Below are 25540 nucleotides of genomic sequence, written 5' to 3' on the forward strand. Positions count from 1 at the left end.
CCGCATTCGGGTTATCCCTGGAGTAGCCTTTAGATTTGCTCAATCGCAAGTCACTTCTATATTGAGGGAGTGCTCTGACATTTCTGCCTCCCGGCGAGTGCGGCCCATGGCGACGACTGCCCCATTGATCATCTGCGAGCACTGCGACTGCGTGTATGAAAAAGTCACGCTCGCCAAACATCAAAAGGCCCTGTGCGTCCGTTGCGGCGGCGTGCTTGCGCGTTACAACGGTTTGTCGGTGCAACAACGCCTGGCGCTGAGTTTCACGGCGGCAGTGCTGTGGACTTTCGCCAATTTCTATCCGGTCATGAGCATCAGCCTCAAGGGCATGAAGAACAGCGCGACACTTTGGGATTCGGTGGTGGCGCTGAGCCAGGGGCCGATCACTTTCATCGCGTTGGTGGCGGCGATTTCCATCATCATCGCGCCGATGTTCCAGCTGCTCCTGTTGATCTGGGTATTGAGCTTCGCCCTTACCTCCCGACGCTCCCCAGGCTTCAAGCTATGCATGCGCTGGCTGGAAACCCTCAGACCCTGGAGCATGCTGGAAGTCTGCTTGCTTGGGGCGATGGTCGCGGTGTTCAAACTCGCCGGGCTGCTGGATGTGCTGCCGGGTATCGGCATGTTTGCCCTGGCGGTCCTCAGCCTGTTGCTGATCCGCATCGCCGGGCGCGATGTACGTGATTTGTGGGACACCCTATGAACAGGCCACCGCTCGCCAGCGAACTCAACCTGTGCCTGTGCCACAGTTGTGGCATGGCCTGCGACATGACCGATCAACCTCACGAATGCGAACGCTGCGGCGCGCCGTTGCATGCCCGCAAACCTGACTCTCTGACCCGGACATGGGCCTACCTGCTGGCCTCACTGGTGTTTTATATCCCGGCCAATCTGCTGCCGGTCATGAACACCAGCCTGTTCGGCAACGGCTCCGACAGCACCATCATGAGCGGTGTGCTGGAGTTCTGGGCACACGGTGCATGGGACATTGCGCTGATCATTTTCATTGCCAGCATCGCGGTGCCGGGCATCAAGTTCGTTGCTCTCTCCCTGCTGCTGATCACGGTGCAACGCGGCAGCTTCTGGGCGCGCAAGGAACGTTCGAGGCTTTACCGTTTCGTCGAGCTGATCGGCTACTGGTCGATGCTCGACGTCATTGTCGTTGCGCTGGTGGCGGCATTGGTGAAATTCCAGGCTTTGGGCGATATCGAACCGCGCCCGGGCATTCTGTTCTTTGGTCTGGTGGTGGTGTTCACCATGCTGTCGGCGATGAGTTTCGACCCGCGACTGATCTGGGATAAAGAACGGGATCAAGCGCCGGAAAACCCACAAGATGAGGAGCGCATGGATGAAGTCCCAAGCCACTGACGGTCCGCACGCCCCTGGCCAGGCCGCGATCAAGACCCGTCGCTTCAGTGTCTCACTGGTATGGATAGTGCCGATCGTTGCGGTGCTGGTGGGGATTTCCCTGGTGGTGCACAGCTGGCTGCAGGAAGGCCCGACCATTACCGTCACGTTCAAGACCGGTAGCGGCCTGGTGGCCAACAAGACCGAGGTCAAATACCGCAATGTGGTCATCGGCCGCGTCTCGGAGGTGAAACTGAGCGGCGACCAAAAACGCGTCGACGCCACGATCCAGCTCGACAAACAGGCTGAAAGCTTTACTCGTGCAGACTCGCAATTCTGGGTTGTGCGGCCGCGCATCGGTGCTGGTGGCGTTTCGGGCATCGATACCTTGCTGTCGGGCGACTACATTGGTGCCGACATCGGCCAGGCCGATGCCCGCTCCAAACACTTCACCGGGCTGGAAAACCCGCCGCCCATTACCTATGGCGAACCGGGCAAACGCTTCATGTTGCACACTCAGGACCTCGGCTCGCTGGACATCGGCTCCCCCGTCTACTACCGCAAGATCCCCGTCGGGCAAGTGGTGGCGTATGAACTGGATGCCGACGGCAAAGGGGTGAACATCGAAATCTTCGTGCATGCACCCAACGATGCCTATGTCACCGAAAATACCCGGTTTTGGAACGCCAGCGGTATTGATGTGAATGTCGGCGCCAACGGTTTTGCGGTGAAGACCGAATCCCTGTCGGCCCTGTTGGTGGGCGGCATCGCGTTTCGCGCGCCGGAATACAGCCCCAACGACCAAGTGGCGGCCGAGGATAATGCCTTCGACCTGTTCGAGGATGAGCATACCGCCCTCGCCCCGCCCAACGGCAAGGCGCAATACCTGAGCTTGCGATTCGATCAGGCATTGCGCGGGCTCAAGGTCGATGCACCGGTAGAGTTCCTCGGCATAGAGATCGGCCGGGTGGTGGCGGTCAATCTGGATTTCGACGTGAAGAACCGCAGCTTCCCGGTCAATGTCGGCATCGTGATCTACCCGCAACGCCTCGGTAAGGCTCATCTCAAATTGCTCGAAGCCTTGAAGCATGACCCCAACGATGAAGCCGCCAGCGTGCGCCTGATCGGCTCCTTCATCGAAAACGGCCTGCGAGCCCAGGCCCGTAACGGCAATCTGTTGACCGGCCAGCTGTACATCGCGCTCGACTTCTACCCCAAAGCAGAGAAAGTTGCGTTCGATCCGACCGCCCGTCCCGTCGTCATTCCCACCATTCCCGGGAGCCTTGAGCAGTTGCAGGAAAAACTCGAGAACATGGTCAACAAGATCAACCAGCTGCCCATCGAACGCATAGCCGGCAACCTCGACAGCAACCTCGTCGAACTGCGCAAAGGCCTCGCACAATTCAACGCCAAGACCCTGCCCGGCGTGCAAACCACCCTGTCGGACGTCAGCAAGACCTTGCAATCGGCCAGTTCGACCCTCGCCGAAGATTCGCCGCAACGGGAACAACTGAGCCAGACCCTGGACGAGCTTGGACGCATGTCGCGCTCGTTGCGTGAACTCTCGGACTACATGGGACGGCATCCGGAATCTCTGATTCGCGGCCGCCCCGACAATGCCCCGCCGATGGATCTGCAAGGGCCACCACGCAACTGACCACAGGAGCTACCCCATGGCATTTTCGCTGAAGATCACGCTGGTCACTGCGTTGTTGCTACTCGCCGCTTGCCGCAGTGATCCGATTCAATTCCACACCCTGACCCCGGCTCAACCGAGCGGTGCAAGCGGCGGCGCGGACATCCAGATCGAAAGCATCACCGTGCCGCCCCAGGTCGACCGTCCGCAGATCGTCATTCGTCAAGGCAACGCCGGCCTGGCAATCCTCGAAACACAATGGTGGGGCGCAAGCCTGTCAGAAGAACTGCGCAGTGCCCTGGTCGATCAACTGGTCAACAGTAACCCGCAGCGCAAAGTGTCGTTGCGCCTGGAAGTTCAGCGTTTTGATTCGATACCCGGCCAGTACGCATTGATCGACGTCAAATGGCGCCTGCGCAAACTCGGCGAAGGCGATGCTGCACTGGTCACCTGCCGCAGCACCTTGCAGACGCCTTCCGGCACGAGTATCGATGAGTTGGTGGTGGCTCATCAGAACAATGTGAAGCGCTTGGCCGCCACCATAAGTCAGGCTACCGCCGGCACATCGAGAAGCTGCCCGGCAACTAAATAACGGTCGTCAGGCGCCTTCCAGTTCAATGGTGAAACAACTGCCGTTGGGCTGAAGGCTGCTGAGTGCCACTCGCCAATTCTGATGGGTCACTGTACGTGGTATTCAAGACAAGCGTTGCAACAACCAACTAAAAAGTACTGAAATTTTTCTACGCAAATTTTTCACATCCCTTTCACCACTCCGACACCTGCCTTGAACTAGTGTCTTTCCATGGCCCTTCAAGCGCTGTTACGCCGGGTTGTATTTGAAAGTTATTCTCTATTGCGTACCGACGGGTAAACAAAACATGGTTGATCATGTATCGCGCAAACAGCCAGCGGCCCGAATCGTTACATCGCGGCTCGGCAAACTAATCGCGGCAACGGCCGCTCTGGTTATCGCGGCGCTCGTTACGGGGTTTGTCTGGTGGCCCAGATCTCCGATCAACCTGGTGACCGCGGGGTCCGAAGCGACCAACAGCCTGGTCGATCGCTGGCAAGCCGGTGAAGTGGTGGTACTGGTTCGCCATGCGGAACGCTGCGACCAGTCCAGCAATCCGTGCCTTGGCCCCGCCGACGGCATTACCCGAGTCGGCAGCGACGCCGCCACAGCCGTGGGCCAAGGCTTTATGCAGCTGGGCATGAGCCAGACCGATGTGCTGAGCAGCCCAGCCACCCGCACGGCGCAAACCTCGCGCTACATGTTCGGTAAAGACGCGGTGACCCAGGAATGGCTGGTCAGTTGCGGCGAAACCCTGCGTAACGATGTGGTGGCGCACAAGCAAGCCCGTCGAAATCTGGTGCTGGTCACGCACAGCGGTTGCATCAGCGACTTCGAAGCCCAGACCGGTTTCGAGCACGCGACGACCAGTAAGTATGGCAGTGCCTTGTTCGTGCAAATTGCCGCCGACGGGCAACCTCAAGTGCTCGGCATTGTGAATGCCACTGACTGGCAGACGCTGTTGCACGGCAAAGCCTTGAAACAATAATCGCGGCAAAAAAAGTCGATGCCGAGAAAGCGTTTTTGCTCGGGCGGACTATAACTAGTCCGTAACCCTTAGATGGCTGACGCAACTTCCGTAGTTCACATCGCTATTGTGTTGCTTTATGTAAGAAGTTTCGCTAGTGCACGCGTGTACCTAGCGGAACAACATCCTTCTGCGCCAAGGTCGAGTCATGACGTCCAATAACTTGTTGCCCCACCCCGACGGCTCTTTATTGCGTGGCACCGCGCGTGCGCGGCCCACCACCGAACGCTGGATCGTGCCCGGCTTGCTGCTGGCGTACGTGGTTTTCTACCTGCTGCCGCTAGTCACCCACGGTCTATGGATTCCCGATGAAACCCGTTATGGCCAGATCAGTCAGGAAATGCTGCTGAGCGGTAACTGGGTGTCCCCGCACTTCATGGGTATCCGCTACTTCGAGAAACCCATCGCCGGTTACTGGATGATCGCCATCGGTCAAGCGGTGTTTGGCGACAACCTGTTTGGTGTGCGTATCGCTTCGGCGCTGAGCACCGGGCTGAGCGTCTGGCTGACTTACCTGATTGCTCGCCGATTCTGGAATGATCCGGGCAAGAGCTTTATCTGCGCCTTGCTCTACATGAGCTTCGGCCTGATCGCCGGGCAAGCCGGTTACGCCAACCTCGATCCGCAATTCACGCTCTGGGTCAACTTGAGCCTGGTCGCGTTGTGGTTTGCCATCGATAGCCATTCTTCCCGCGGCAAACTCGGCGCTTGGGCGCTGTTGGGTTTTGCCTGTGGCATGGGCTTCATGACCAAGGGCTTTCTCGCCTGGTTATTGCCGGTGTTGATCGCCCTGCCCTACATGATTTGGCAGCGACGCCTGGGCGAGCTGTTGCGCTACGGACCACTGGCGGTGATCGTGGCGGCGGTGGTCTGCCTGCCGTGGGTGCTCGCCATTCACCATCAGGAACCGGATTTCTGGCGGTTCTTCTTCTGGCACGAACACATTCGCCGTTTCGCTGCCGATAACGCGCAACATGCTCGCCCGTGGTGGTTCTATCTGCCGCTGCTGCTCGCTTCGAGCCTGCCGTGGGCCGCCTTGTTGCCGACGACGCTCGTTCAGGCCTGGCAGCAAAAGCGCCAGCCCGTGATCGGTTTTCTGTTGCTCTGGATGCTGTTGCCGCTGGCGTTCTTCAGCTCGAGTAGCGGCAAACTGCCGACCTACATCATGCCGTGCCTGTTGCCCTTGGCGTTGCTGATGGGACACACAGTGATGGAGCTGTTGAATCAGGGGCGAGGCCGGATCATTCGCATCAACGGCGTGATCAACGTCGTCATCGCCACCAGCGCCCTGATCGCCCTGCTTTATTTGCAAGCCACCAAAGAAGTCTACGAAAACACCGAGATGTTCCCCCTGTCCCTGGCGTTCATCGTGTTGCTCGGCTGGATCATCACCAACGCCTTGCAGGTGCTGCGTCCATTGATGTTCTGGGCCATGCCTGCACTCGGCATCTGGCTGCTGGTAGCGTTGTTGCCGGCAGCGATGCCGGCACAGATCGTCAATAGCCAAATGCCTGATCAGTTTATCGCCGAACATCTGGATGCCTTGAGTCAGACGACATCGTTGCTCAGCAACGATCTGGGTGCGGCGTCAGCTTTGTCGTGGCGACTGAAGCGGCCACAGGTCGATCTTTACAACACCATCGGCGAGCTGAAATATGGCCTCGATGATCCCGCCATGGCTTCACGTAAAGTCACCATGGACAACGTCGGGCAATGGATGACCGAGGCCCGCAAAAAAGGCGCGGTCGGTGTGGTGATGCGGGTTAACAGTGTCGTGGAAATGCAGGAAGTCGAGATGTTGCCCATCGATGGCAAGCGCTATCAGCGCGGCCAACTGGAGATTCTGATATTCCCGCAGAGCCAACCCTGACGCCGTCCGTTCTACAGGAAACCCGTCATGAAGTTTTGGGCAAGTGACAGGGGCGCGTTGGCGCTCCTGCTGGGTGTGTCTGCGTTGATTTTGTTGTTGGGTCTGGGCACGCGGGAGCTATGGGGGCCGGAAACCCGCTGGGCCAACATCGCGCTGCAAATGCTGCAGAGCGGTGACTATTTCGATCCTTACCTCAAGGGCGAAGCGTATTACGACAAACCGCTGCCCTCCTATTGGCTGATCACGGCCACGGCCTGGCTGACCGGTGGTTTGGGACACTGGTCATTACGCTTGTCTTCGGTGATTGCTGCCTGGTTGAGCATCTGGCTGGTGTACTTGATCGGCGAGCAGCTGATGCGCAAAGGCACCGGGTTGATTGCCGGCTGGATGCTGGCGACCACCTTTTATTTCGCGTTCTGGGCACGGGTCGCCACCGCCGACATCCTCACTGTCTGCGGTGTGCTGGCGGCGGTATGGTGGTATTGGCGCGGGCCGCAAGACACGCGTTTCAGCCGTTACCTGGTGTTTTTCCTGCTGTTGTCCCTGACCTCATTGTTCAAAGGCCTGATCGGGTTCATTCTGCCGGGCTTGCTGCTGTTACCGCATGTGGTGCAGGACGGTCGCTGGAAAAGCCACCTCAATCTGCGGCTGTGTGCTGCCCTGGTCATCGCCGGGGCGCTTTACATGACGCCGTTCATATTGTCGCACCTCTACGGCGCGCCGACTTATGGCGAAAGTGGCCTGGGCCTGGTGCTGCGGGAAAACGTCGTGCGGTTTTTCCAGCCCTTCGACAACATCGGACCGATCTACACCTATCTGCTTTATCTCCCGGTCTACACCCTGCCATGGGCGCCTTGCTGGATGCTGGGGTTGTGGTTCGCGCTGCGCCACTGGCGAAGCGTCGAACCCAATACGCGCTGGCTGGTTTGGGGGTTGGCTCTGTTGATGCTGTTTTTCACGGCCAGCGGCAGTCGTCGCAGTTACTACGTGTTGCCCCTGGTGCCCTTCGCCCAGTTGCTGGGCGCCTGGTGGATCACCCGGCGAATGGCCGAACGCAACGCTACAGACAGGTTCGGTAGTCGCCGATTAAAAATCGGTTTCGGCCTGACCGCTGTGTTGTTGATGGCGATACTCGGTGTGTTCTATCCCTGGACCAACGGCGGTGGCGGCGTGGTTCAGTTCGGTGAGACGGTCAGGCTTGAGGCCAGCAAACGCGCACCGCTCAATACATGGCGCATGGTGATGATCGAGGTGGACAACAAAGTGCCGATGTACCTGCAAACCGGCGGCGCCCCCTTCTATTACGTGCAGCAAACCCAGGACTTTCCTCGCACCGGCGATACCGCCGCGCTGATGACCTGGCTGGACAACACCAGCGGCCAGCACTGGAACCCGCAACGCACCATCGTTATCACCCAGTACCGCAACGGTGATCCGTTACCGCTGGATTACTTGAGTGCCGACCATCAGGTCATCACGACCGCGCCCACTAACGGCGAGCGCCTATTCCACGGCCGTGAAGACCAGAGCGTGGCATTTATACCCCGGGGCGAATGAATGCCAGTGCACGCTTTTGCCTACCACGGCGTCGGTTCGGGTTTTCCGTCGACAGTGAAATGACATCTATTTACGATTTTTTTGACGTTTTTTTCTCATTTGGCGCTCTACATTCGCGGCGACTCAAACATGCAAATGATTCGCATTGTTCCAATAATGAATCTGCGCGTGTTGACTAAAAAAACAGGAGCCGTCGACAGAATGATTTCCCGTATCCCCTCGTTCCTTAAAAACGCATTGCTGACCACTGCCTTCCTCAGCGCCGGTCACGTGTATGCCGCTGCGCAGACGGAGGGTATCGTGGTCTACAACGCTCAACACGAAAGCCTGACCAAATCCTGGGTCGAAGGTTTCACCAAGGAAACCGGCATCAAAGTGACCGTGCGCAATGGCGACGACACCGAGATGGGCAATCAGCTCGTGCAGGAAGGTGCAGCCTCCCCGGCCGACGTGTTCCTGACCGAAAACTCCCCGGCGATGGTGCTGGTCGACAACGCGGGGCTGTTTGCACCGGTTGCGCCGAGCACGCTGGAACAAGTGGGCGCGGCCTATCGTCCGGCGCATGGCAAATGGGTAGGGATTGCCGCACGCTCCACGGTATTCGTCTACAACCCGAGCAAGCTGTCTGAAGCAGACTTGCCAAAATCGCTGATGGACCTCGCCGCACCGAACTGGAAAGGCCGCTGGGCCGCTTCGCCGGCCGGTGCCGACTTCCAGGCCATCGTCGCTGCCGTGCTGGAACTCAAGGGTGAAGCCGCGACCCTCGACTGGCTGAAAGCCATGAAAACCAACTTCACCGCCTACCGGGGCAACAGCGCCGTGCTCAAGGCAGTCAATGCCGGTCAGATCGACAGCGGCGTGATCTATCACTATTACAGCTTCGTCGATCAGTCCAAGACCGGCGAGAACAGCAAAAACACCTCGCTGAACTACTTCAAACACAAGGATCCAGGTGCCTTTGTCAGCCTGTCCGGCGGCGGCGTCCTGGCCTCCAGTCAACACAAGGAACAGGCCCAGGCATTCCTGAAATGGATTACCGGCAAAGACGGCCAGGCGATCCTCAAGAACGGCAACTCGTTTGAATACGCCGTGGGCAAGAATGCAGAGTCCAATCCGAAACTGGTGCCGCTGCAGCAACTCGACGCTCCGACTGTCGACGTCTCGAAACTCGACAGCAAAAAGGCGGTTGAGTTGATGACCCAGGCCGGGTTGCTCTAATTGTTGCCTGAAACGCTACCGGCAGAGGTCGCTGCGGCGTCCTCTGTCAACTTGCGCGCACGCTCTCGCGGCGTCTTCTCGGGCCGTGGCGGCGCCTGGGTGATAAGTCTATCGGTGCTGATGTCGTTGCTGGCGTTACTGCCGATTGCTTTCGTGATCGGCGTATCGGTGCAGACTGGCTGGGCGACGCTTGTGACGCTGGTATGGCGCCCACGCGTCGGCGAGTTGCTGATCAACACCGTGCTGCTGGTGGTGCTCACCATTCCCTTGTGCATCGCACTGGGGCTGGCGCTGGCCTGGTTGACGGAACGCACCAACTTGCCGGGGCGGCGCTGGTGGTCGCTGTTGGCGACGGCGCCGCTGGCGGTGCCGGCATTCGTGCACAGCTATGCGTGGGTCAGTCTGGTGCCACCGATTCATGGGCTGTTTGCCGGCGTTCTGGTGTCGGTCATCGCCTATTTCCCGTTTCTTTACCTGCCGATAGCAGCGACTTTGCGCCGGCTCGATCCGGCCATCGAAGATGTCTCCGAGTCGTTGGGGCTCAAGCCCTGGGCAGTGTTCTTTCGCGTGGTGCTGCCGCAGTTGCGCCTGGCCATCTGCGGCGGCGCCTTGCTGGTGGGGCTGCACCTGCTGGCCGAGTACGGTCTGTACGCGATGATTCGCTTCGACACCTTCACCACGGCCATCTTCGACCAGTTCAAGTCCACCTTCAACGGGCCTGCCGCCAATATGCTGGCCGGCGTCCTCGCGCTCTGCTGCCTGGCCATGCTCACGGCCGAGTCGGCTGCTCGCGGCACGGCGCGTTACGCCCGGGTCGGGTCGGGAAGCGCGCGCGAACAAAGGATCGTGCGCTTGAAGTTGCGCACCACCCTGCTCGCGCTCACGCTGCAAGGCATGACCTGCGTGCTGGCACTCGGCGTGCCGTTGATCACCCTTGGCAAGTGGCTGATCGCCGGTGGCGCGCAAGCCTGGAACCTGAGCGAACTGCTGCCGGCGCTGGAGCAGACGCTGATGCTCGGGGCCGCCGGCTCGCTCATTACCACATGCGCGGCCATCCCGATCGCCTGGCTGTCGATTCGCTCACCGGGCCCGTTGCAACGTGTGCTGGAAAGCTGCAACTACATTACCAGCGCGTTGCCGGGGATTGTCGTGGCGCTGGCATTGGTGACCCTGACGATTCATTTTGCCCGGCCGATTTACCAGACCACCATCACGGTGCTGCTGGCGTATTTACTGATGTTTTTGCCCCGCGCCCTGGTGAGTTTGCGCGCAGGCATCGCCCAGGCGCCGGTGGAACTGGAGAACATGGCGCGCAGCCTCGGCCGTTCGCCTGGTCGGGCGTTGTGGCTGATCACTCTGCGTCTGGCCGCACCCGGTGCTGCCGCTGGCGCTGCGCTGGTGTTTCTGGCGGTCAGCAATGAGTTGACCGCTACCCTGCTGCTCGCCCCCAATGGCACGCGCACCCTGGCCACCGGTTTCTGGGCAATGACCAGTGAAATCGACTATGCCGCCGCGGCGCCCTATGCCTTGCTCATGATTCTGCTGTCGCTTCCGTTAACCGGACTTCTTTACCATCAATCCAAACGCACGGCTGGCCGATGAACGCTCTTGAACTCCACTCGATCTGCAAGTCCTACGGTTCTCAACGAGCCCTGGAGAACATCAGCCTGTCGGTGCCGACGGGAAGCCGTACGGTGATCGTCGGCCCGTCCGGTTCGGGCAAGACCACCTTGCTGCGAATGATCGCCGGTTTCGAGTTCCCGGACTCGGGCAGCCTTGCGCTCAATGGTCAGACGCTGGTCGACGGCACCCGCGAGGTGCCCGCGCATCAACGCTTGATCGGCTATGTTCCGCAGGATGGTGCACTGTTCCCGCACATGACCGTAGCCGCCAACATCGGTTTCGGGCTGGCGGCCAAGGGCGTTGCCAAACAGGAGCGTGTCGCCGAGTTGATGGACAGCGTGGCACTGGATTCGAGCATGGCCAATCGTTGGCCGCATGAACTCTCCGGCGGCCAGCAACAGCGTGTCGCGCTGGCCCGGGCCCTGGCGCAACAACCACGGCTGATGTTGCTGGACGAGCCGTTTTCGGCACTCGATACCGGTTTGCGCGCCGCCATGCGCAAATTGGTCGCAAGGCTTCTGGCTGACGCCGGTGTCACGACCATTCTGGTGACTCACGATCAAAGTGAAGCGTTGTCATTCGCCGATCAGTTAGCGGTGATGCGTCAGGGCCGGCTAGTGCAATCCGGACATCCGCTGGACCTTTACCGCTATCCCGCCGATGAACAAACCGCCCTGTTTCTCGGGGATGCCGTGGTCATGCCGGCCAGAATTGAAGCGGGTTGGGCTCATTGCGATCTGGGTCGCATACCGGTCAACAACCACAGAAACAACCGATCAGCGCAAATCATGCTGCGCCCCGAGCAACTTCAGCTGATCAGCGCGCCCCACGGTCTGGCGCAACAGGACGGCTGTCGCGGCGTGGTCACCGAATGCGACTTCGGCGGTAATACTTGCACATTGACCGTTGAATTGCAGACGTTGAGCGCTGATGAGCGTCCGGGGCGTTCGTTGCTGGTGCGCAGTTCCGGCATGTACGCGCCACCCGCTGGCAGCGAGGTTCATGTGTCGACCATCGGCCATGCTCATGTACTGAGCGAACCTTAAGCTTTTGAATCGGTAACGGGTAAGAAACGAAATCGCCCCGAATATAACAATTCAAAAAAACAACTAAGCAATGCAGCGCAAGTCCATCAAGGCGGACACTTCTGTACGCCTTCCCCTACAAAAAGTGCGATGAGCCGGTAGAAGCCTGAACAGTGCCTGTATGGGCTTGAAATAAAACGAATCACCTACCGGTTTTTCATGTTCCTTTCACAAAATCGCGCTTACCCTCAACGGACCGGAGATGGCGTCTTGATGGCGTCCAATCCGCGGGCATGACAAGCAAAGTCAACCGATGTAATTTGTCACAAATTACTGGCAACTGCTTGATGCAGCGTTTGTTTTAGCGTCTACGCTGATGTTGGATCCAACGTTCAAGCCTGATAGTCTAATTTTTTTTCAGTTCCGAGGTGCCCATGAGTCAGGCGTTTCTCCCCTTCTCTCGCCCGAGTATCGGCGACGAAGAAATTGCTGCGGTAGAGCAAGTACTGCGCTCTGGCTGGATCACTACCGGGCCGAAAAACCAGCAATTGGAAGAACACTTCGCCAACTATGTTGGCTGTCGGCATGCCGTCGCGTTGTCCTCGGCCACCGGTGGCATGCACATTACTTTATTGGCCTTGGGTATCGGTCCCGGCGACGAAGTCATCACTCCGTCCCAGACCTGGGTATCGACCGCCAACATGATCTGCCTGCTCGGTGCGACCCCGGTTTTCGTCGACGTTGATCGCGACACGTTGATGAGCGACCTGGAGAGCATCGAAGCGGCGATCACGCCTCGCACCAAGGCAATCATTCCGGTGCATTACGCCGGCGCGGCATTCGACCTCGATCCGCTCTATGCTCTGGCCGACAAACATGGCATCACCGTCATCGAAGACGCGGCTCACGCGGCGGGCACTTTCTATAAAGGTCGGCATGTCGGCGCCCAAGGCACGGCGATCTTCTCGTTCCACGCGATCAAGAACATGACCTGCGCCGAGGGCGCGATGTTCGTCAGCGACGATGAAGCCTTGGCCAATCGGGTACGCATGCTCAAGTTCCATGGCCTGGGGGTCGACGCCTACGACCGCCTCACCCACGGCCGCAAACCCCAGGCCCAGGTGATCGAACCCGGCTTCAAGTACAACCTGGCCGACATCAATGCCGCCATCGCCCTGGTGCAGCTGGAACGCCTGGACGCGATCAACGCCAAGCGCACAGAGCTGGCCCAGACCTACCTGCAACGCCTTGAAGGCCTGCCGGTGCAACCGCTGGCCATTCCAGCCCATGCGCAACAGCACGCCTGGCACCTGTTCATCCTGCGCATCGACGCCGAACGTTGCGGGCTGGATCGCGAGGCGTTTATGAAGGCGTTGCAGGAACAGAACATCGGCACAGGTATTCACTTCATCGCCACCCACCTGCACACTTACTACCGGCAGCGTTTCCCCAACATCTACCTGCCCAACACCGAATGGAACTCGGCGCGGCTGTGTTCGATCCCGTTGTTCCCCGACATGACCACCGATGATGTCGATCGTGTCGTCGGCGCCATTGAAAAAACACTGGACAGAAGCCTGTGAAACCTTATCCGATCCGTTGCGTATCAATCGTCATCCCGGTCTACAACGAGCAGGACAGTCTGCCCGAGTTGCTCCGGCGCACCGAAGCGGCGTGCCAGCAACTGCACCATGACTACGAAATAGTGTTGGTCGACGACGGCAGCCGCGACAACTCGGCGCAAATCCTCGAGGAGGCGGCCAGTCTCGACGGCAGCCCGGTGGTGGCGGTCATTCTCAACCGCAACTACGGCCAGCATGCGGCGATCATGGCAGGGTTCGAACAATGCAAGGGCGACGTGGTGATCACCCTCGACGCCGACCTGCAAAACCCGCCTGAAGAAATCCCGCGGCTGGTGGCTCAGGCCGAACTTGGCTATGACGTAGTCGCCACGGTGCGCAACAACCGTCAGGACTCGGCTTTGCGTCGCTGGCCGTCGAAGCTGATCAACCTTGCCGTGCAACGCTCCACCGGTGTTGCCATGAGCGACTACGGCTGCATGCTGCGCGCCTACCGCCGCACCATCGTCGACGCCATGCTCGCCTGCCGCGAACGCAGCACGTTCATCCCGATCCTGGCCAACAGCTTCGCCCGGCACACCACGGAAATTCTGGTGACCCACGCCGAGCGTGAACACGGCGAATCGAAATACAGCCCGATGCGCCTGATCAACCTGATGTTCGATCTGATCACCTGCATGACCACCACGCCACTGCGATTGCTGAGCATCGTCGGCTTCGGCATGGCGGCGCTCGGCGTGCTGTTCGCCATCGCGCTGGTTGTGCTGCGCATGGTTTTCGGCGCCGGCTGGGCGGGCGGCGGTACGTTCGTCCTGTTCGCCGTGCTGTTCGTTTTCACCGGTGGGCAATTCATTGGCATGGGTCTGTTGGGCGAGTACCTGGGCCGCATGTACAGCGACGTCCGGGCACGTCCACGGTTTTTCATCGAAAAGGTTTTGCGTAGTTCCCCCTCTGCTCCTGCCCCCGTTGTAACCGTTGACGGTCTCACTTCCACTTCTTCAGATCAGGTTCTCTCATGAGTGCAAAAGCTGTTGTCTTCGCGTATCACGATATTGGCTGTGCCGGCATTGAAACCCTGCTTGCCAGCGGTTTCGAGATTGCAGCCGTGTTCACCCATCCCGATGACCCGAAGGAAAATGCGTTCTATGGCTCGGTTGCGCAACTGTGCGCCCGTAAAGGCATCCCGGTGCACGCCCCGGAAGACGCCAACCACCCGCTGTGGATCGAGCGCATCAGCAAACTCAACCCCGATTACCTGTTTTCGTTCTACTACCGCAACCTGCTGAGCGAACCACTGTTGGCCACGGCCAGCAAAGGCGCCTTCAACCTGCACGGTTCGTTGCTGCCTCGCTACCGTGGCCGCGCACCGGCCAACTGGGTACTGGTCAACGGTGAAACCGAGACCGGCGTGACCCTGCACCGCATGGTCAAACGTGCCGATGCCGGCGCCATCATTGCCCAGCAACGGGTGGCGATCGAGCGCGCCGACACCGCGCTGACCCTGCACGGCAAATTGCGCCAGGCCGCCAGCGATCTGCTGCGCGACACCTTGCCTGCATTGCTTCAGGGCAAAATCAGCGAAACCCCACAGGACGAATCCAAAGCCACAGTGTTTGGCCGTCGCACCCCGGCGGACGGCAAACTGGTCTGGAGCAAACCGGCCGAAGAACTGTTCAATCTGGTCCGCGCCGTGACCCAACCTTACCCGGGCGCGTTCTGTGCCGTGGGCGAGCACAAGTTGATTGTCTGGAGCGCGGATGTCGTCAAGGGCAACGAAGGCCAGGCACCGGGCCGGGTTATCAGCGTCGATCCGCTGCGAATCGCCTGCGGCGAAGACTCGCTGGTGATCAACGCCGGCCAACGCAACGACAACGGTCTGTACCTCAGCGGCCCACAACTGGCCAATGAGCTGGGGCTGGTCGACGGTTCTGTGCTGCGTGGCGCCGAATCGGGCCGTGCACCGCGTCGCACCCGCGTGCTGATCCTTGGCGTCAACGGCTTCATTGGCAATCACCTGTCCGAGCGCCTGCTGCGTGACGACCGCTATGAAGTGTACGGCCTGGACATCGGCTCGGACGCCATCGAGCGTCTGCGCAGCCATCCGCGTTTCCACTTCGTCGAAGGCGATATCAGCATCCACTCGGAGTGGATCGAGTACCACATCAAGAAGTGCGACGTGGTCCTGCCGTTGGTGGCAATCGCCACGCCGATCGAATACACCCGCAATCCGCTGCGTGTATTCGAACTGGACTTCGAAGAGAACCTGAAACTGGTTCGCTACTGCGTCAAGTACAACAAGCGCGTGATCTTCCCGTCGACCTCCGAAGTCTATGGCATGTGCCAGGACGCCAACTTCGACGAAGACAGCTCCAACCTGGTGGTTGGGCCGATCAACAAGCAACGCTGGATCTACTCGATCTCCAAGCAGCTGCTTGACCGGGTGATCTGGGCCTATGGCCAGAAAGGCCTGAACTTCACCCTGTTCCGCCCTTTCAACTGGATGGGCCCACGCCTGGACCGTCTGGACTCGGCGCGTATCGGCAGCTCCCGGGCCATCACCCAGTTGATCCTGAACCTGGTGGAAGGCACGCCAATTCGCCTGTTCGACGGCGGCGAACAAAAACGCTGCTTCACCGACATTGCCGATGGCGTTGAAGCCCTGGCGCGGATCATCGACAACGACAACGATGTCTGCAACGGCCAGATCATCAACATCGGCAACCCGGACAACGAAGCCAGCATTCGTCAGCTGGGCGAAGAACTGCTGCGTCAGTTCGAAGCTCACCCGTTGCGCGACAACTTCCCGCCATTTGCCGGTTTCCGCGATATCGAAAGCAAGGCCTTCTACGGCACCGGCTATCAGGACGTGTCTCACCGCAAACCGAGCATCGCCAACGCCAAACGCCTGCTGGACTGGGCGCCAACCGTGGAGATGAAGGAGACCATCGGTAACACGCTGGACTTCTTCCTGCGCGAGGCGATGCTCGAAATCGCGGACAAAAAACGTTGATGCAGGCAGGCCTTCGAATCGATGTCGACACCTACCGAGGCACCCGTGAAGGGGTGCCGCGGTTACTCGAAATGCTCGATGAAGCACAGGTCAAGGCGACGTTTTTCTTCAGCGTCGGGCCAGACAACATGGGGCGCCACTTGTGGCGCCTTATCCGTCCGCAGTTTCTCTGGAAGATGCTTCGTTCCAACGCTGCCGGCCTGTATGGCTGGGATATTTTGTTGGCCGGCACTGCGTGGCCGGGCAAACCGATTGGTCGCGACCTTGGGCACCTGATGCGTCAGGCCCAGGCGGCCGGGCATGAAGTCGGCCTGCACGCCTGGGATCACCACGGCTGGCAGGCCAATGCCGGACGCTGGAGCCAGGCGCAACTGATCGAGCAAATTCGCCGTGGCGTCGACAGCCTCAGTGACATCCTCGGTCAAAAAGTCGAATGCTCGGCGTCCGCCGGTTGGCGGGCGGACGAGCGTGTGATCGAAGCCAAGCAAGGTTTCGGCTTTCGCTACAATAGTGATTGTCGAGGCCAGCACCTGTTCCAGCCAATCCTGACCAATGGTAGTCTGGGCGCACCGCAGATTCCGGTGGACCTGCCGACCTTCGACGAGGTGGTTGGCCCGACCGTTGCAGCCAAAGACTTCAACACCTTCATTCTTGAGCGGTTCTCCCCGCAAAAACTCAATGTCTACACTATCCATGCCGAAGTAGAAGGGATTCTGATGGCCAACGATTTTCGCCAATTATTGGCCGATGCTCGCCAACGAGATATTCATTTCCAGCCCCTGGGCAATTTGCTTCCCGACGCCCCCGCCATCTTGCCAAAAGGCCGGGTCGTACGCGGCACTCTAGAGGGTCGCGAAGGCTGGCTAGGGGTTCAAGGCACATGAGTAAACCCTGGGCATTGCCGTTATTACTGGTCGTTCTGGCGCTGGCGTACCTGCTGCCGCTAGGCTCTCACGGCCTTTGGATTCCCGACGAAACCCGTTACGCCCAGATCAGCCAGGACATGCTCCTGAGCGGTAACTGGGTGTCGCCGCACTTCATGAGCCTGCGTTACTTCGAAAAGCCCATCGCGGGCTACTGGATGATCGCCATCGGCCAGGCGCTGTTTGGCGATAATCTGTTTGGCGTGCGTATCGCCTCGGTGCTGAGTACCGGGCTGAGCGTGTTGCTGTGTTATCTGATCGCTCACCGGCTGTGGAACGAGCCGCGCAAGAGTTTTGCCTGTGCGCTGCTGTACATGAGCTTTGCGATCGTCGCCGGGCAAGCCGGCTACGCCAACCTCGATCCGCAATTCACTTTCTGGGTAAACCTGAGCCTGGTGGCTTTGTGGTTTGCACTGGACTGCACCAGCCGTGGCCAGCGTCTGCTCGGCTGGACAGTACTGGGGCTGGCCTGCGGCATGGGTTTCATGACCAAAGGCTTCCTCGCCTGGGCGTTGCCGGTGTTGATCGCCCTGCCCTGGGTGCTCTGGCAGAAACGCTGGCGGGAACTGCTGACTTACGGCCCGGTGGCGATTGTCGTGGCCATCGCGGTGAGCCTGCCGTGGGCCTTGGCGGTGCACGCGCAGGAACCCGATTACTGGCGGTTCTTCTTCTGGCACGAACACATTCGCCGCTTCGCCGGGGATGACGCCCAACACGATGCGCCATGGTGGTTCTACCTGCCGCTGCTGGTGGCGTTCAGCCTGCCATGGGCGGCGTTGCTGCCATCGGCGCTGAAACAGGCCTGGCAGACCCGACGTCAGGCCGACATCGCTTTCCTGCTGCTGTGGTTGCTGATGCCCTTGCTGTTTTTCAGCCTGAGCAACGGCAAGCTGCCGACCTACATCATGCCCTGCCTGCTGCCTCTGGCGTTGTTGCTGGGCCATGCCCTGGCGGACCGACTGAAGCTGGAACAAGGCCGGGTGCTGGGGATCAATGGCCTGCTGAACATGACGCTGGGCCTGATCGTCCTGATTGCGCTGGTCTATCTGCAACTGAAAAAACCGCTGTACACCCACGAACTGCACAACCTGGTATTGGTGTTCATCGGGTTGATCGGCTGGATCATGGCCAACCTGCTGCAGGCCTTCCGTCCCTTGCAATGCTGGGCGGCACCAGCCTTTGGCAGTTTGCTGCTGATCGGCGTGCTGCCGGCCGCCATGCCGGATTCGGTGGTAGCGAACAAGATGCCCGACCAGTTCATCCTCCAACACGCCCCGGAACTGGCACAAACCGACAAGCTGTTGAGCAACGACCTGGGCGCTGCCTCGGCCCTGGCCTGGCGTTTGAAACGCCCGGAGGTGGCGTTGTACAACACGATAGGCGAATTGAAATACGGCCTCGACTATCCTGAGCCAGATGCAATGCAGCAGCGGGTTGATCTCGAGCATGTGCAACAGTGGATGCGCGAAGCGCGTCAGAGTGGTTCGGTCGGCGTGGTGATGCGGGTCAAAGGGGATGACGAACTGCAAGAAATCGATCTGCTGCCCAAGGATGGCAAACGCTATGAACAAGGCAACCTGGTGATCCTGATCTTCCCTCGGGATGCGTCATGAGTCTATTGCTGCTACTGACCGCCTGCCTGCTGACTTGCCTTGGCCAGATCGCCCAGAAGTACGCCGTGGAAAGCTGGCGTGGCAAGACCTCGGGCTGGGGCGAGAAACTGCGTTCGCCCTGGCTGTGGCTGGCGCTCGCCTCTCTGGGGCTTGGTTTGCTGGTCTGGCTGCTGGTGTTGCAGCGCCTCGAAGTCGGTATCGCCTATCCCATGCTCAGCCTGAATTTCGTGCTGATCACACTGGTCGCCCGTTTCGTCTTTCACGAAGTCATCGACCGCCGTCACTGGTTGGGCGTGGCGCTGGTGATTGGTGGCGTGGCGTTGCTGGGGCAACACGCATGAGCCTGCGTCGCGGAATCGCCTTCGCCATGGGCAGCGTAGTGCTGGGCACCGCCGCGCAACTGGGCATGCGCTGGAGCATGACTCGCTTGCCACATCCCGAACAGTGGTTAGCGGCCTTGAGCAGCGGCAGCGTCGATATGCCCGCTGTGATTGTCGTGCTGGCCGCCATCCTCGCCTATGCCGTGTCGATGCTCACCTGGCTCGCCGCCCTGCGGGATGTGCCGCTGGGTCGGGCCTATTCGCTGCTGAGCATCAGCTACGCGCTGGTGTATGTGCTGGCCGCCAGCCTGCCGCTGTTCAACGAATCCTTCAGTCTTTCAAAAACCCTGGGAGTGGCGCTGGTCATCCTGGGGGTCATCACTATTAATTCTCGACCTGCTCGCGCGCCCGAACTTAGGAGTGCATCATGAAAATCAGTGTATTTGGTAGCGGTTACGTTGGTCTGGTGCAAGCCGCCGTCCTGGCTGAAGTCGGCCATGACGTAGTGTGCATGGACATTGACGAGAAAAAAGTTGCGTTGCTGCAACAAGGCCACGTCAGCATCTTCGAGCCGGGGCTGGCCAGCCTGGTGCGTGAAAGCCTGGATGCCAAGCGGCTGCACTTCACCTCGGACGAAAAGTTCGCGGTGCAACATGGCCAGGTACTGTTCATCGCCGTCGGCACGCCGTCCCGGGAGGATGGTTCAGCGGATCTGCAATACGTGTTGTCCGTGGGTGAAGCGGTGGCGCGTCATCGTGAACAACCGGTGATTCTGGTGGAGAAATCCACAGTGCCGGTGGGCACCGGCGATACGCTGCGCGCCCATATCGACCAGTACCTGCTCAAGGCCGGCCGTCAGCTGCAGTTCGATATCGTTTCCAACCCGGAGTTTTTGAAAGAAGGTTCGGCCGTGGCCGATTGCCGGCGCCCGGACCGCATCATCATCGGCTGTGAAGGCGATGAAGTGCGCGACGTGATGCGCGACCTCTATGCACCGTTCAACCGCAACCATGACCGCGTCATGTTCATGGACCTGCGCAGCGCGGAGCTGACCAAATACGCCGCCAACTGCATGCTGGCGACCAAAATCAGCTTCATCAACCAGATCGCCGAACTGGCCGAACACCTGGGTGCCGACATCGAATCGGTACGGCTGGGCATCGGTGCCGATTCGCGCATCGGTTACCACTTCATCTATCCCGGCTGCGGTTACGGCGGCTCATGTTTCCCCAAGGACATGCGCGCTCTGATTCACAGTGCCGAAGAAGCCCATTGCAACAGCGACCTGCTGCAGGCGGTGGAGGCTATCAACGAGCGGCAGAAACACAAATTGTTCGAACGCATCAACGCGTTCTACAAGGGTGATTTGCGCGACAAGACCTTCGCCGTTTGGGGCCTGGCCTTCAAGCCCAACACCGACGACATGCGCGATGCGCCGAGCCGGGTGCTGCTGGAATCGCTGTGGGCTGCGGGGGCCAATGTACGGGCGTTCGACCCGGAAGCCATGCAGGAAACCCAACAGCTTTATCCTGACGAACCGAAGCTGATGCTCATGGGCACGCCGGAATCAGTCCTTTCGGGTGCCGACGCGTTGATCATCTGCACCGAATGGCAGCAGTTCAAGGCGCCGGACTTCGACCTGATCCAGCAACGCCTGAATGCACCGGTGATTTTCGACGGACGTAACCTGTACGACGCAGAGCGCCTGGCGCGCAGCGGTTTCCTGTACTTCCCGATGGGCCGCGGTGAATCGTGCAAGTTACCGATTCCAGCGGCCTCAGTCATCGCGTGAGTACGGTATCGCCCGGCATTCGTCGGCAGTCCCTGGGTATCGGGCTGCTGACGCTGATGCTGTTCATCGCCGGGGCGTATCAGCAAACGGCGATCGGTTTCGATTCGCGGTTTGTGCTGTTCGCCCAGGAGATGCTGCGCCACGGGCCGTCGTTTTTCCCGACCACCTATGGCCAGCCTTATGCCGATTACTCGGCGCTGTCGACATTGTTCGTCTGGTTGCTGTCCCTGCCATTCGGGCAGGTCAACAGCCTCACCGCCTGGTTGCCGAGCGCCATCGGCGCCGCGGTGATCGTCACGTTGATGTACCGGCTGCTCGCGCCCTGCTCCACACGCTGGGCGCTGCTGAGCATCGCGTTGATGTTGCTCACCAGTACGTTTGTCACTGAAACCCGTGCCGTGTCCCAGGACCTGATGCTGGCGGCCGTGGCTTTTTCGGTGTTCTACCTTGGGTACGCCGCCGATCATTTCGCCATGCCCCGTCGGTGGCCGCTGATTTTTGCGTTGCTGCTATTGGGCTTCGGGATTCGCGGGCCGATCGGGCTGGTGATCCCCACCGGTATGCTGTGCAGCTACTACCTGCTCAATCGCCAATGGTCACGGTTGTTCGGTTTTGGCCTGTTGGCGGCGCTGTTGTTGGTGGTGTGCGTCGGCGCACTGCTGTGGCTGGCCGAAGCCAGTGGTGGAACGGCCTTCATGCATGACGTGGTGCGTATGCAGTTCATGGGACGCATGGACGGCAGTGAAGGCGTCAGTGGTTCGCTGTATTACTTCACCGCTTCGTTTGGCAACTATGCGCTCGCTTATCCATTGGCACTGCTGGTATTGGCCGCGGTCTGGCTGACGAATCCACGGCAGGCAGGTCCGGCATTACGCTTGTTGCAATACTGCACGGCGGCCGGGTTGATCGTGATGATTGGCTTATCCATTCCCCAGGCGAAAAAGGCCCGTTACCTGCTGCCGATGCTGCCCATGGCAGCGATCATTGCGGCGTACCCGTTTCAGGTGGCGCAAGGTCGGGTATTCGGTTGGTTGCGGGGTTTGATGCAAGGGCTGTGGTTGGTGATACCGGGGGTGTTGATTGTCGCATTGCTGATCATTCAGCGGCGTCTGCCAGCACAACCTCCCGCCTTTGTGCCGGTATTGATCGTGCTTGCGGCTCTGCAAGTCATCACGCTGGCGGCTTGGTTCCGCGCTCACTGGCGAGCCGAGGTGCTGGCCTGTTGCGCAGTCCTGGCGCTGTGGTCGGTTTATATCCTGGTGTATGAACCGGTCGAACGTCAGCTTTACGATACGCAAGCCTTCAGCCGAGCCGCGTTCGCAGAAATTCAAAAAGCCCCGGCGCCGTTGGTGCTGCACGGCATGGGCAAAGACGCCAAGGCGATCAAGTTCATGGTCAATATCGAGCAGGACTTTCAACCGGTGTTCACCGAATCGATTCAGGAGCTGGAAGCCCTCTCGGGGCCGGCCTGGCTGATGATGGACCGAAACGACTACAACGCCTTGCAAGGCACTCCGCTGGGTGCCCAGCCACCGGTATTGAGCGGACGTTTCGATAAAAACGATTTCGTATTGCTGCACACACCGCCCTTGTAGGAACTGTCGCAGGCTGCGATCTTTTGATGGTTTCGATGTTGCTGAAGAGCAAGATCAAAGACCGTAGCCTGCAGTAGCTCCTGCGTATCCATGTATTGTCCGTTAGTTACTGTTAACCACACTTGAACGCCTACGTCTGAGGTTACACCGGCGCCTTCAAATCCACCCCCAGCGCCTGGGCAAACGCCTTCACCAACGGACTGCGCACAGTGTTGTGGCGCAGGATCAGATTGAACGGCGTGACGATGTTGATCAGGTCCGGACGCACCGCCCGAAACTGTCCCTGAGCCACCAGGTTTGCCGCGTAATGCTCGGGGAGAAAACCGACGAAACGCCCCGTCTTGACCAGCAGCGCCACGGCTTCCACTTGAGTCGCCGAGGCGGAAAAGCTGTCGTAGCGGGCAAAATTCAGTTTGTCCCGATGAATCGCGTAACGGTGGTTGATGCACTCGTAATCCTGCAGCACATTGCCGCCCATGTCCGCCTCCGGCACCGAGAACAGTGGATGACCGACAGCGCAATACACGTACGAGCGTTCTTCATAAAGCGGGAAGTAATCGAACTCTTCTCTTTTTTGATAAACCGGCACGATCCCGGCCACTAGCCGCCCCTCGACCACGCCTCTTTCCACTTCATCTAACTGCGATGCCTGAAGTTGAAATCTTACTTTCGGCGATTCTTCATTTATCCTTCTAAGCGCCGCAACTAACGGAGAATTGTAGTCGGTAATTGTATTATCAATGACACCCACCCCAAGGTCGCCAATAAGTTCGTTCTGCGCCGAACTAAGCCGATCACGAAAGTTATCGACCGAGGCAAATAAATCGATCGAGGCCTGATACACCAGGCGCCCTTCTTCGGTCAGGTGAAACCCTTCCCGCCCCCGGGTACACAGGCGCATGCCGATGCGAATCTCAAGGTCGGAAATCTGTTTGCTGATGGCCGCCAAGCCCACATTCAGCTCATTCTGCGCCGCACTGAAGCCACCAGCTTCGACCACGGCCTTGAATACTTTGAGCAGTTTGAAGTCCAGACCGCTGAGGGCCAGCGGCGCCCGATGTACCGTTTTTAGCGGCGGGTTTCCGGAATTGGAAAGTGGGGTTTCCATAATGCTTATTTACCTCTGGCGCCCTATTCAACAACCTGTGTCCAACAACAAAAGCAGTGCTGGCTAATAATAATGAACACAGAAAACAAGGCTTGGCAACCGTTAATAAATCCCGCCGATCAGTGCCAACTCACTGATTTCGAACTATTAAAAGCTGACACTTCGATCAGCTCTCGCCCTTTAGCAACTGCCCTCTTGAACACTGCTTGGCCATGACCACACCCGAATAATTTCCGGGAAGTGTTTCAGGCTCTGCACACCGATATCAGTTCGCGTTACCGACGAGGAAAACAACAATGTCTCAAACCACCGACCGTCTCTGGGGTGCCCGCTTCAAGAGCGGTCCGTCCGAAGCCCTGGCGGCGCTGTCCCGCTGCCCCGAGCGCTACTTTCGCCTCACCCCGTACGACCTCGCCGGTTCCAAGGCGCATGCCCGGGAATTACAGCGCGCCGGCCTTCTGAGCGAGCAAGAAACCCAGACCATGCTCGACGCCCTGCAGCGCATCGGTGATGACTTCCGTGCCGGCAGCATCGCGCCGACCCTGGACGACGAAGACGTGCACACCTTCATCGAGCGCCTGCTGACCGAACGCCTCGGCGCACTGGGCGGCAAGCTGCGCGCCGGCCGTTCGCGCAACGACCAGACCGCCAACGACCTGCGGCTGTTCCTGCGGGATCACGTCCGTACTTTGGCCGTTGAAGTGCTGGCCTTGCAGCAAGCACTGGTGGAGCAGGCCGAGCAACACGTCGAAAGCATCTGCCCGGGCTTCACTCACCTGCAACAGGCCCAGCCGATCGTCTTCGCTCATCACTTGCTGGCCCATGCCCAATCGATGCTGCGCGACGTGCAGCGTCTGGTGGACTGGGATGCGCGCACCTCGCTGTCGCCCCTGGGTGCGGCGGCCATGGCCGGTTCCGCCATCGCTCGCCTGCCCCAGCAGTCGGCCAAGGAAATGGGCTACAGCGGCGTGTGCGAAAACTCCATCGACGCCGTGGCCAGCCGCGATCACGTCGCCGAGTTCCTGTTTATTGCCAGCATGCTCGGGATCAACATTTCCCGCCTCGCCGAAGAGTTCTGCCTGTGGTCGTCGCGGCAATTTCGCTGGGTCGCTTTGGACGATGCCTACGCCACCGGCAGTTCGATCATGCCGCAGAAGAAAAACCCGGACATCGCCGAACTGGCCCGGGGCAAGGCTGGCCGCTTGATCGGCAACCTGACCGGGCTGCTGTCGACGCTCAAATCCCTGCCGCTGTCCTACAACCGTGACTTGAGCGAAGACAAAAACGGCGTGCTCGACAGCGTCGACACCCTGCTGCTGGTGCTGCCGGCCATGGCCGGGATGGTCGCGACCATGAAGGTCAACGTCGAAGAACTGCGCCGTCAGGCACCGCTGGGTTTCACCCTTGCCACCGAAGTCGCCGACTGGTTGGCGGTGCGCGGCGTGCCGTTCAAGGAAGCGCATGAAATCACCGGCGCATTGGTCCAGGCCTGCGAGAAACACGACATCGAACTGTGGGAAGCCTCGCCGGCGCTGCTGGCCGAGATCGATCCGCGCCTGACACCTGAGGTGCGCGACAGCCTGACCCTCGAAGCCGCCATCGCCGCCCGCAGTGGCTGGGGCGGTACCGCGCCGCAACAGGTGCGCGAACAGATCGGCCGACTGAAAACCGCCCTTGTCGCGCAGCAACAGTGGACCGAGAACTATCAGGGCTTCCGTCTCTGAT

General features: G+C 59.6%; 21 protein-coding genes. 20 read left to right on the top strand and 1 reads right to left on the bottom strand.

Annotated features, from left to right (window positions below; all coding sequences use genetic code 11):
• Positions 1-106 precede the first annotated feature (106 nt).
• From PSH69_RS15410 to PSH69_RS15500, 19 genes are all read left to right on the top strand, one after another.
• On the top strand, positions 107-703 hold the full coding sequence (locus PSH69_RS15410; protein WP_305408946.1) for a paraquat-inducible protein A: 597 nt from the start codon (positions 107-109) through the stop codon (positions 701-703).
• Entirely contained in the window at positions 700-1368 is a 669-nt protein-coding gene (locus PSH69_RS15415) for a paraquat-inducible protein A (protein ID WP_305408947.1), read from the top strand. The genes PSH69_RS15410 and PSH69_RS15415 overlap by 4 nt, the downstream gene beginning before the upstream one ends.
• Positions 1349-3004 (top strand): intermembrane transport protein PqiB, encoded by a 1656-nt coding sequence (locus PSH69_RS15420; protein WP_305408948.1) that lies wholly within the window; start codon positions 1349-1351, stop codon positions 3002-3004. Before PSH69_RS15415 ends, PSH69_RS15420 begins: the two co-directional genes overlap by 20 nt.
• A 16-nt stretch (positions 3005-3020) precedes the next feature.
• Positions 3021-3575: a membrane integrity-associated transporter subunit PqiC gene (locus tag PSH69_RS15425; RefSeq protein ID WP_305408949.1), complete on the top strand. Its 555-nt coding sequence runs from the start codon at positions 3021-3023 to the stop codon at positions 3573-3575.
• Positions 3576-3861: 286 nt separating this feature from the next.
• Positions 3862-4542, top strand: coding sequence for a histidine phosphatase family protein (locus PSH69_RS15430; protein WP_305408950.1), 681 nt, complete (start codon positions 3862-3864; stop codon positions 4540-4542).
• A gap of 187 nt (positions 4543-4729) precedes the next feature.
• Complete coding sequence (gene arnT / locus PSH69_RS15435; protein WP_305408951.1) at positions 4730-6451, top strand: lipid IV(A) 4-amino-4-deoxy-L-arabinosyltransferase; 1722 nt, start codon at positions 4730-4732, stop codon at positions 6449-6451.
• Positions 6452-6478: 27 nt separating this feature from the next.
• Entirely contained in the window at positions 6479-8008 is a 1530-nt protein-coding gene (locus tag PSH69_RS15440; RefSeq protein ID WP_305408952.1) for a glycosyltransferase family 39 protein, read from the top strand.
• A 201-nt stretch (positions 8009-8209) separates the two neighbouring features.
• Positions 8210-9226 carry an iron ABC transporter substrate-binding protein gene (locus PSH69_RS15445; RefSeq protein ID WP_305408953.1) on the top strand — a complete coding sequence of 339 codons (1017 nt, stop codon included), beginning with the start codon at positions 8210-8212 and terminating at the stop codon, positions 9224-9226.
• A gap of 3 nt (positions 9227-9229) precedes the next feature.
• Positions 9230-10828 carry an ABC transporter permease gene (locus tag PSH69_RS15450; RefSeq protein WP_370695260.1) on the top strand — a complete coding sequence of 533 codons (1599 nt, stop codon included), beginning with the start codon at positions 9230-9232 and terminating at the stop codon, positions 10826-10828.
• Positions 10825-11895, top strand: coding sequence for an ABC transporter ATP-binding protein (locus PSH69_RS15455; RefSeq protein ID WP_305408955.1), 1071 nt, complete (start codon positions 10825-10827; stop codon positions 11893-11895). Before PSH69_RS15450 ends, PSH69_RS15455 begins: the two co-directional genes overlap by 4 nt.
• Positions 11896-12308: 413 nt before the next feature.
• Positions 12309-13457 (top strand): UDP-4-amino-4-deoxy-L-arabinose aminotransferase, encoded by a 1149-nt coding sequence (gene arnB / locus PSH69_RS15460; protein ID WP_018925835.1) that lies wholly within the window; start codon positions 12309-12311, stop codon positions 13455-13457.
• Positions 13454-14473, top strand: a complete 1020-nt coding sequence (arnC, locus tag PSH69_RS15465; protein WP_305408956.1) for an undecaprenyl-phosphate 4-deoxy-4-formamido-L-arabinose transferase — start codon at positions 13454-13456, stop codon at positions 14471-14473. Before arnB ends, arnC begins: the two co-directional genes overlap by 4 nt.
• A complete protein-coding gene (gene arnA, locus PSH69_RS15470; RefSeq protein ID WP_305408957.1) occupies positions 14470-16464 on the top strand; it encodes a bifunctional UDP-4-amino-4-deoxy-L-arabinose formyltransferase/UDP-glucuronic acid oxidase ArnA in 1995 nt (664 codons plus the stop codon). The genes arnC and arnA overlap by 4 nt, the downstream gene beginning before the upstream one ends.
• Positions 16464-17348: a 4-deoxy-4-formamido-L-arabinose-phosphoundecaprenol deformylase gene (gene arnD, locus PSH69_RS15475; RefSeq protein ID WP_305408958.1), complete on the top strand. Its 885-nt coding sequence runs from the start codon at positions 16464-16466 to the stop codon at positions 17346-17348. The genes arnA and arnD overlap by 1 nt, the downstream gene beginning before the upstream one ends.
• Entirely contained in the window at positions 17345-19000 is a 1656-nt protein-coding gene (gene arnT, locus PSH69_RS15480; RefSeq protein WP_305408959.1) for a lipid IV(A) 4-amino-4-deoxy-L-arabinosyltransferase, read from the top strand. The genes arnD and arnT (PSH69_RS15480) overlap by 4 nt, the downstream gene beginning before the upstream one ends.
• Positions 18997-19341, top strand: a complete 345-nt coding sequence (gene arnE / locus PSH69_RS15485) for a 4-amino-4-deoxy-L-arabinose-phosphoundecaprenol flippase subunit ArnE (RefSeq protein WP_018925830.1) — start codon at positions 18997-18999, stop codon at positions 19339-19341. The genes arnT (PSH69_RS15480) and arnE overlap by 4 nt, the downstream gene beginning before the upstream one ends.
• A complete protein-coding gene (gene arnF / locus PSH69_RS15490; protein ID WP_019578860.1) occupies positions 19338-19751 on the top strand; it encodes a 4-amino-4-deoxy-L-arabinose-phosphoundecaprenol flippase subunit ArnF in 414 nt (137 codons plus the stop codon). The genes arnE and arnF overlap by 4 nt, the downstream gene beginning before the upstream one ends.
• Entirely contained in the window at positions 19748-21112 is a 1365-nt protein-coding gene (locus tag PSH69_RS15495; protein WP_019649681.1) for a UDP-glucose/GDP-mannose dehydrogenase family protein, read from the top strand. The genes arnF and PSH69_RS15495 overlap by 4 nt, the downstream gene beginning before the upstream one ends.
• Before the next feature lie 56 nt (positions 21113-21168).
• Positions 21169-22707: a glycosyltransferase family 39 protein gene (locus tag PSH69_RS15500; protein WP_305412836.1), complete on the top strand. Its 1539-nt coding sequence runs from the start codon at positions 21169-21171 to the stop codon at positions 22705-22707.
• Between the two features lie 142 nt (positions 22708-22849).
• Here PSH69_RS15500 and PSH69_RS15505 read toward each other — a convergent pair whose 3' ends face one another.
• Entirely contained in the window at positions 22850-23815 is a 966-nt protein-coding gene (locus PSH69_RS15505; RefSeq protein WP_305408960.1) for a LysR family transcriptional regulator, read from the bottom strand.
• 296 nt (positions 23816-24111) lie between these two features.
• Between PSH69_RS15505 and argH the strand changes: the two genes are divergently transcribed.
• Complete coding sequence (gene argH / locus PSH69_RS15510; RefSeq protein ID WP_305408961.1) at positions 24112-25539, top strand: argininosuccinate lyase; 1428 nt, start codon at positions 24112-24114, stop codon at positions 25537-25539.
• The last annotated feature ends 1 nt before the right edge of the window (position 25540 follow it).

The organism is Pseudomonas sp. FP1740 (assembly GCF_030687165.1).
Lineage (GTDB): Bacteria > Pseudomonadota > Gammaproteobacteria > Pseudomonadales > Pseudomonadaceae > Aquipseudomonas.

Coding starts and splice junctions, on each gene's coding strand:
- PSH69_RS15410 (WP_305408946.1), top strand. CDS start 107: ATGGCGACGACTGCCCCATTGATCATCTGCGAGCACTGCGACTGCGTG.
- arnB (WP_018925835.1), top strand. CDS start 12,309: ATGAGTCAGGCGTTTCTCCCCTTCTCTCGCCCGAGTATCGGCGACGAA.
- PSH69_RS15500 (WP_305412836.1), top strand. CDS start 21,169: ATGCTGTTCATCGCCGGGGCGTATCAGCAAACGGCGATCGGTTTCGAT.
- PSH69_RS15505 (WP_305408960.1), bottom strand. CDS start 23,815: ATGGAAACCCCACTTTCCAATTCCGGAAACCCGCCGCTAAAAACGGTA.
- arnD (WP_305408958.1), top strand. CDS start 16,464: ATGCAGGCAGGCCTTCGAATCGATGTCGACACCTACCGAGGCACCCGT.
- PSH69_RS15455 (WP_305408955.1), top strand. CDS start 10,825: ATGAACGCTCTTGAACTCCACTCGATCTGCAAGTCCTACGGTTCTCAA.
- arnE (WP_018925830.1), top strand. CDS start 18,997: ATGAGTCTATTGCTGCTACTGACCGCCTGCCTGCTGACTTGCCTTGGC.
- arnT (WP_305408951.1), top strand. CDS start 4,730: ATGACGTCCAATAACTTGTTGCCCCACCCCGACGGCTCTTTATTGCGT.
- argH (WP_305408961.1), top strand. CDS start 24,112: ATGTCTCAAACCACCGACCGTCTCTGGGGTGCCCGCTTCAAGAGCGGT.
- PSH69_RS15440 (WP_305408952.1), top strand. CDS start 6,479: ATGAAGTTTTGGGCAAGTGACAGGGGCGCGTTGGCGCTCCTGCTGGGT.
- PSH69_RS15430 (WP_305408950.1), top strand. CDS start 3,862: ATGGTTGATCATGTATCGCGCAAACAGCCAGCGGCCCGAATCGTTACA.
- arnT (WP_305408959.1), top strand. CDS start 17,345: ATGAGTAAACCCTGGGCATTGCCGTTATTACTGGTCGTTCTGGCGCTG.
- PSH69_RS15415 (WP_305408947.1), top strand. CDS start 700: ATGAACAGGCCACCGCTCGCCAGCGAACTCAACCTGTGCCTGTGCCAC.
- PSH69_RS15495 (WP_019649681.1), top strand. CDS start 19,748: ATGAAAATCAGTGTATTTGGTAGCGGTTACGTTGGTCTGGTGCAAGCC.
- PSH69_RS15445 (WP_305408953.1), top strand. CDS start 8,210: ATGATTTCCCGTATCCCCTCGTTCCTTAAAAACGCATTGCTGACCACT.
- arnA (WP_305408957.1), top strand. CDS start 14,470: ATGAGTGCAAAAGCTGTTGTCTTCGCGTATCACGATATTGGCTGTGCC.
- arnF (WP_019578860.1), top strand. CDS start 19,338: ATGAGCCTGCGTCGCGGAATCGCCTTCGCCATGGGCAGCGTAGTGCTG.
- PSH69_RS15420 (WP_305408948.1), top strand. CDS start 1,349: ATGAAGTCCCAAGCCACTGACGGTCCGCACGCCCCTGGCCAGGCCGCG.
- PSH69_RS15425 (WP_305408949.1), top strand. CDS start 3,021: ATGGCATTTTCGCTGAAGATCACGCTGGTCACTGCGTTGTTGCTACTC.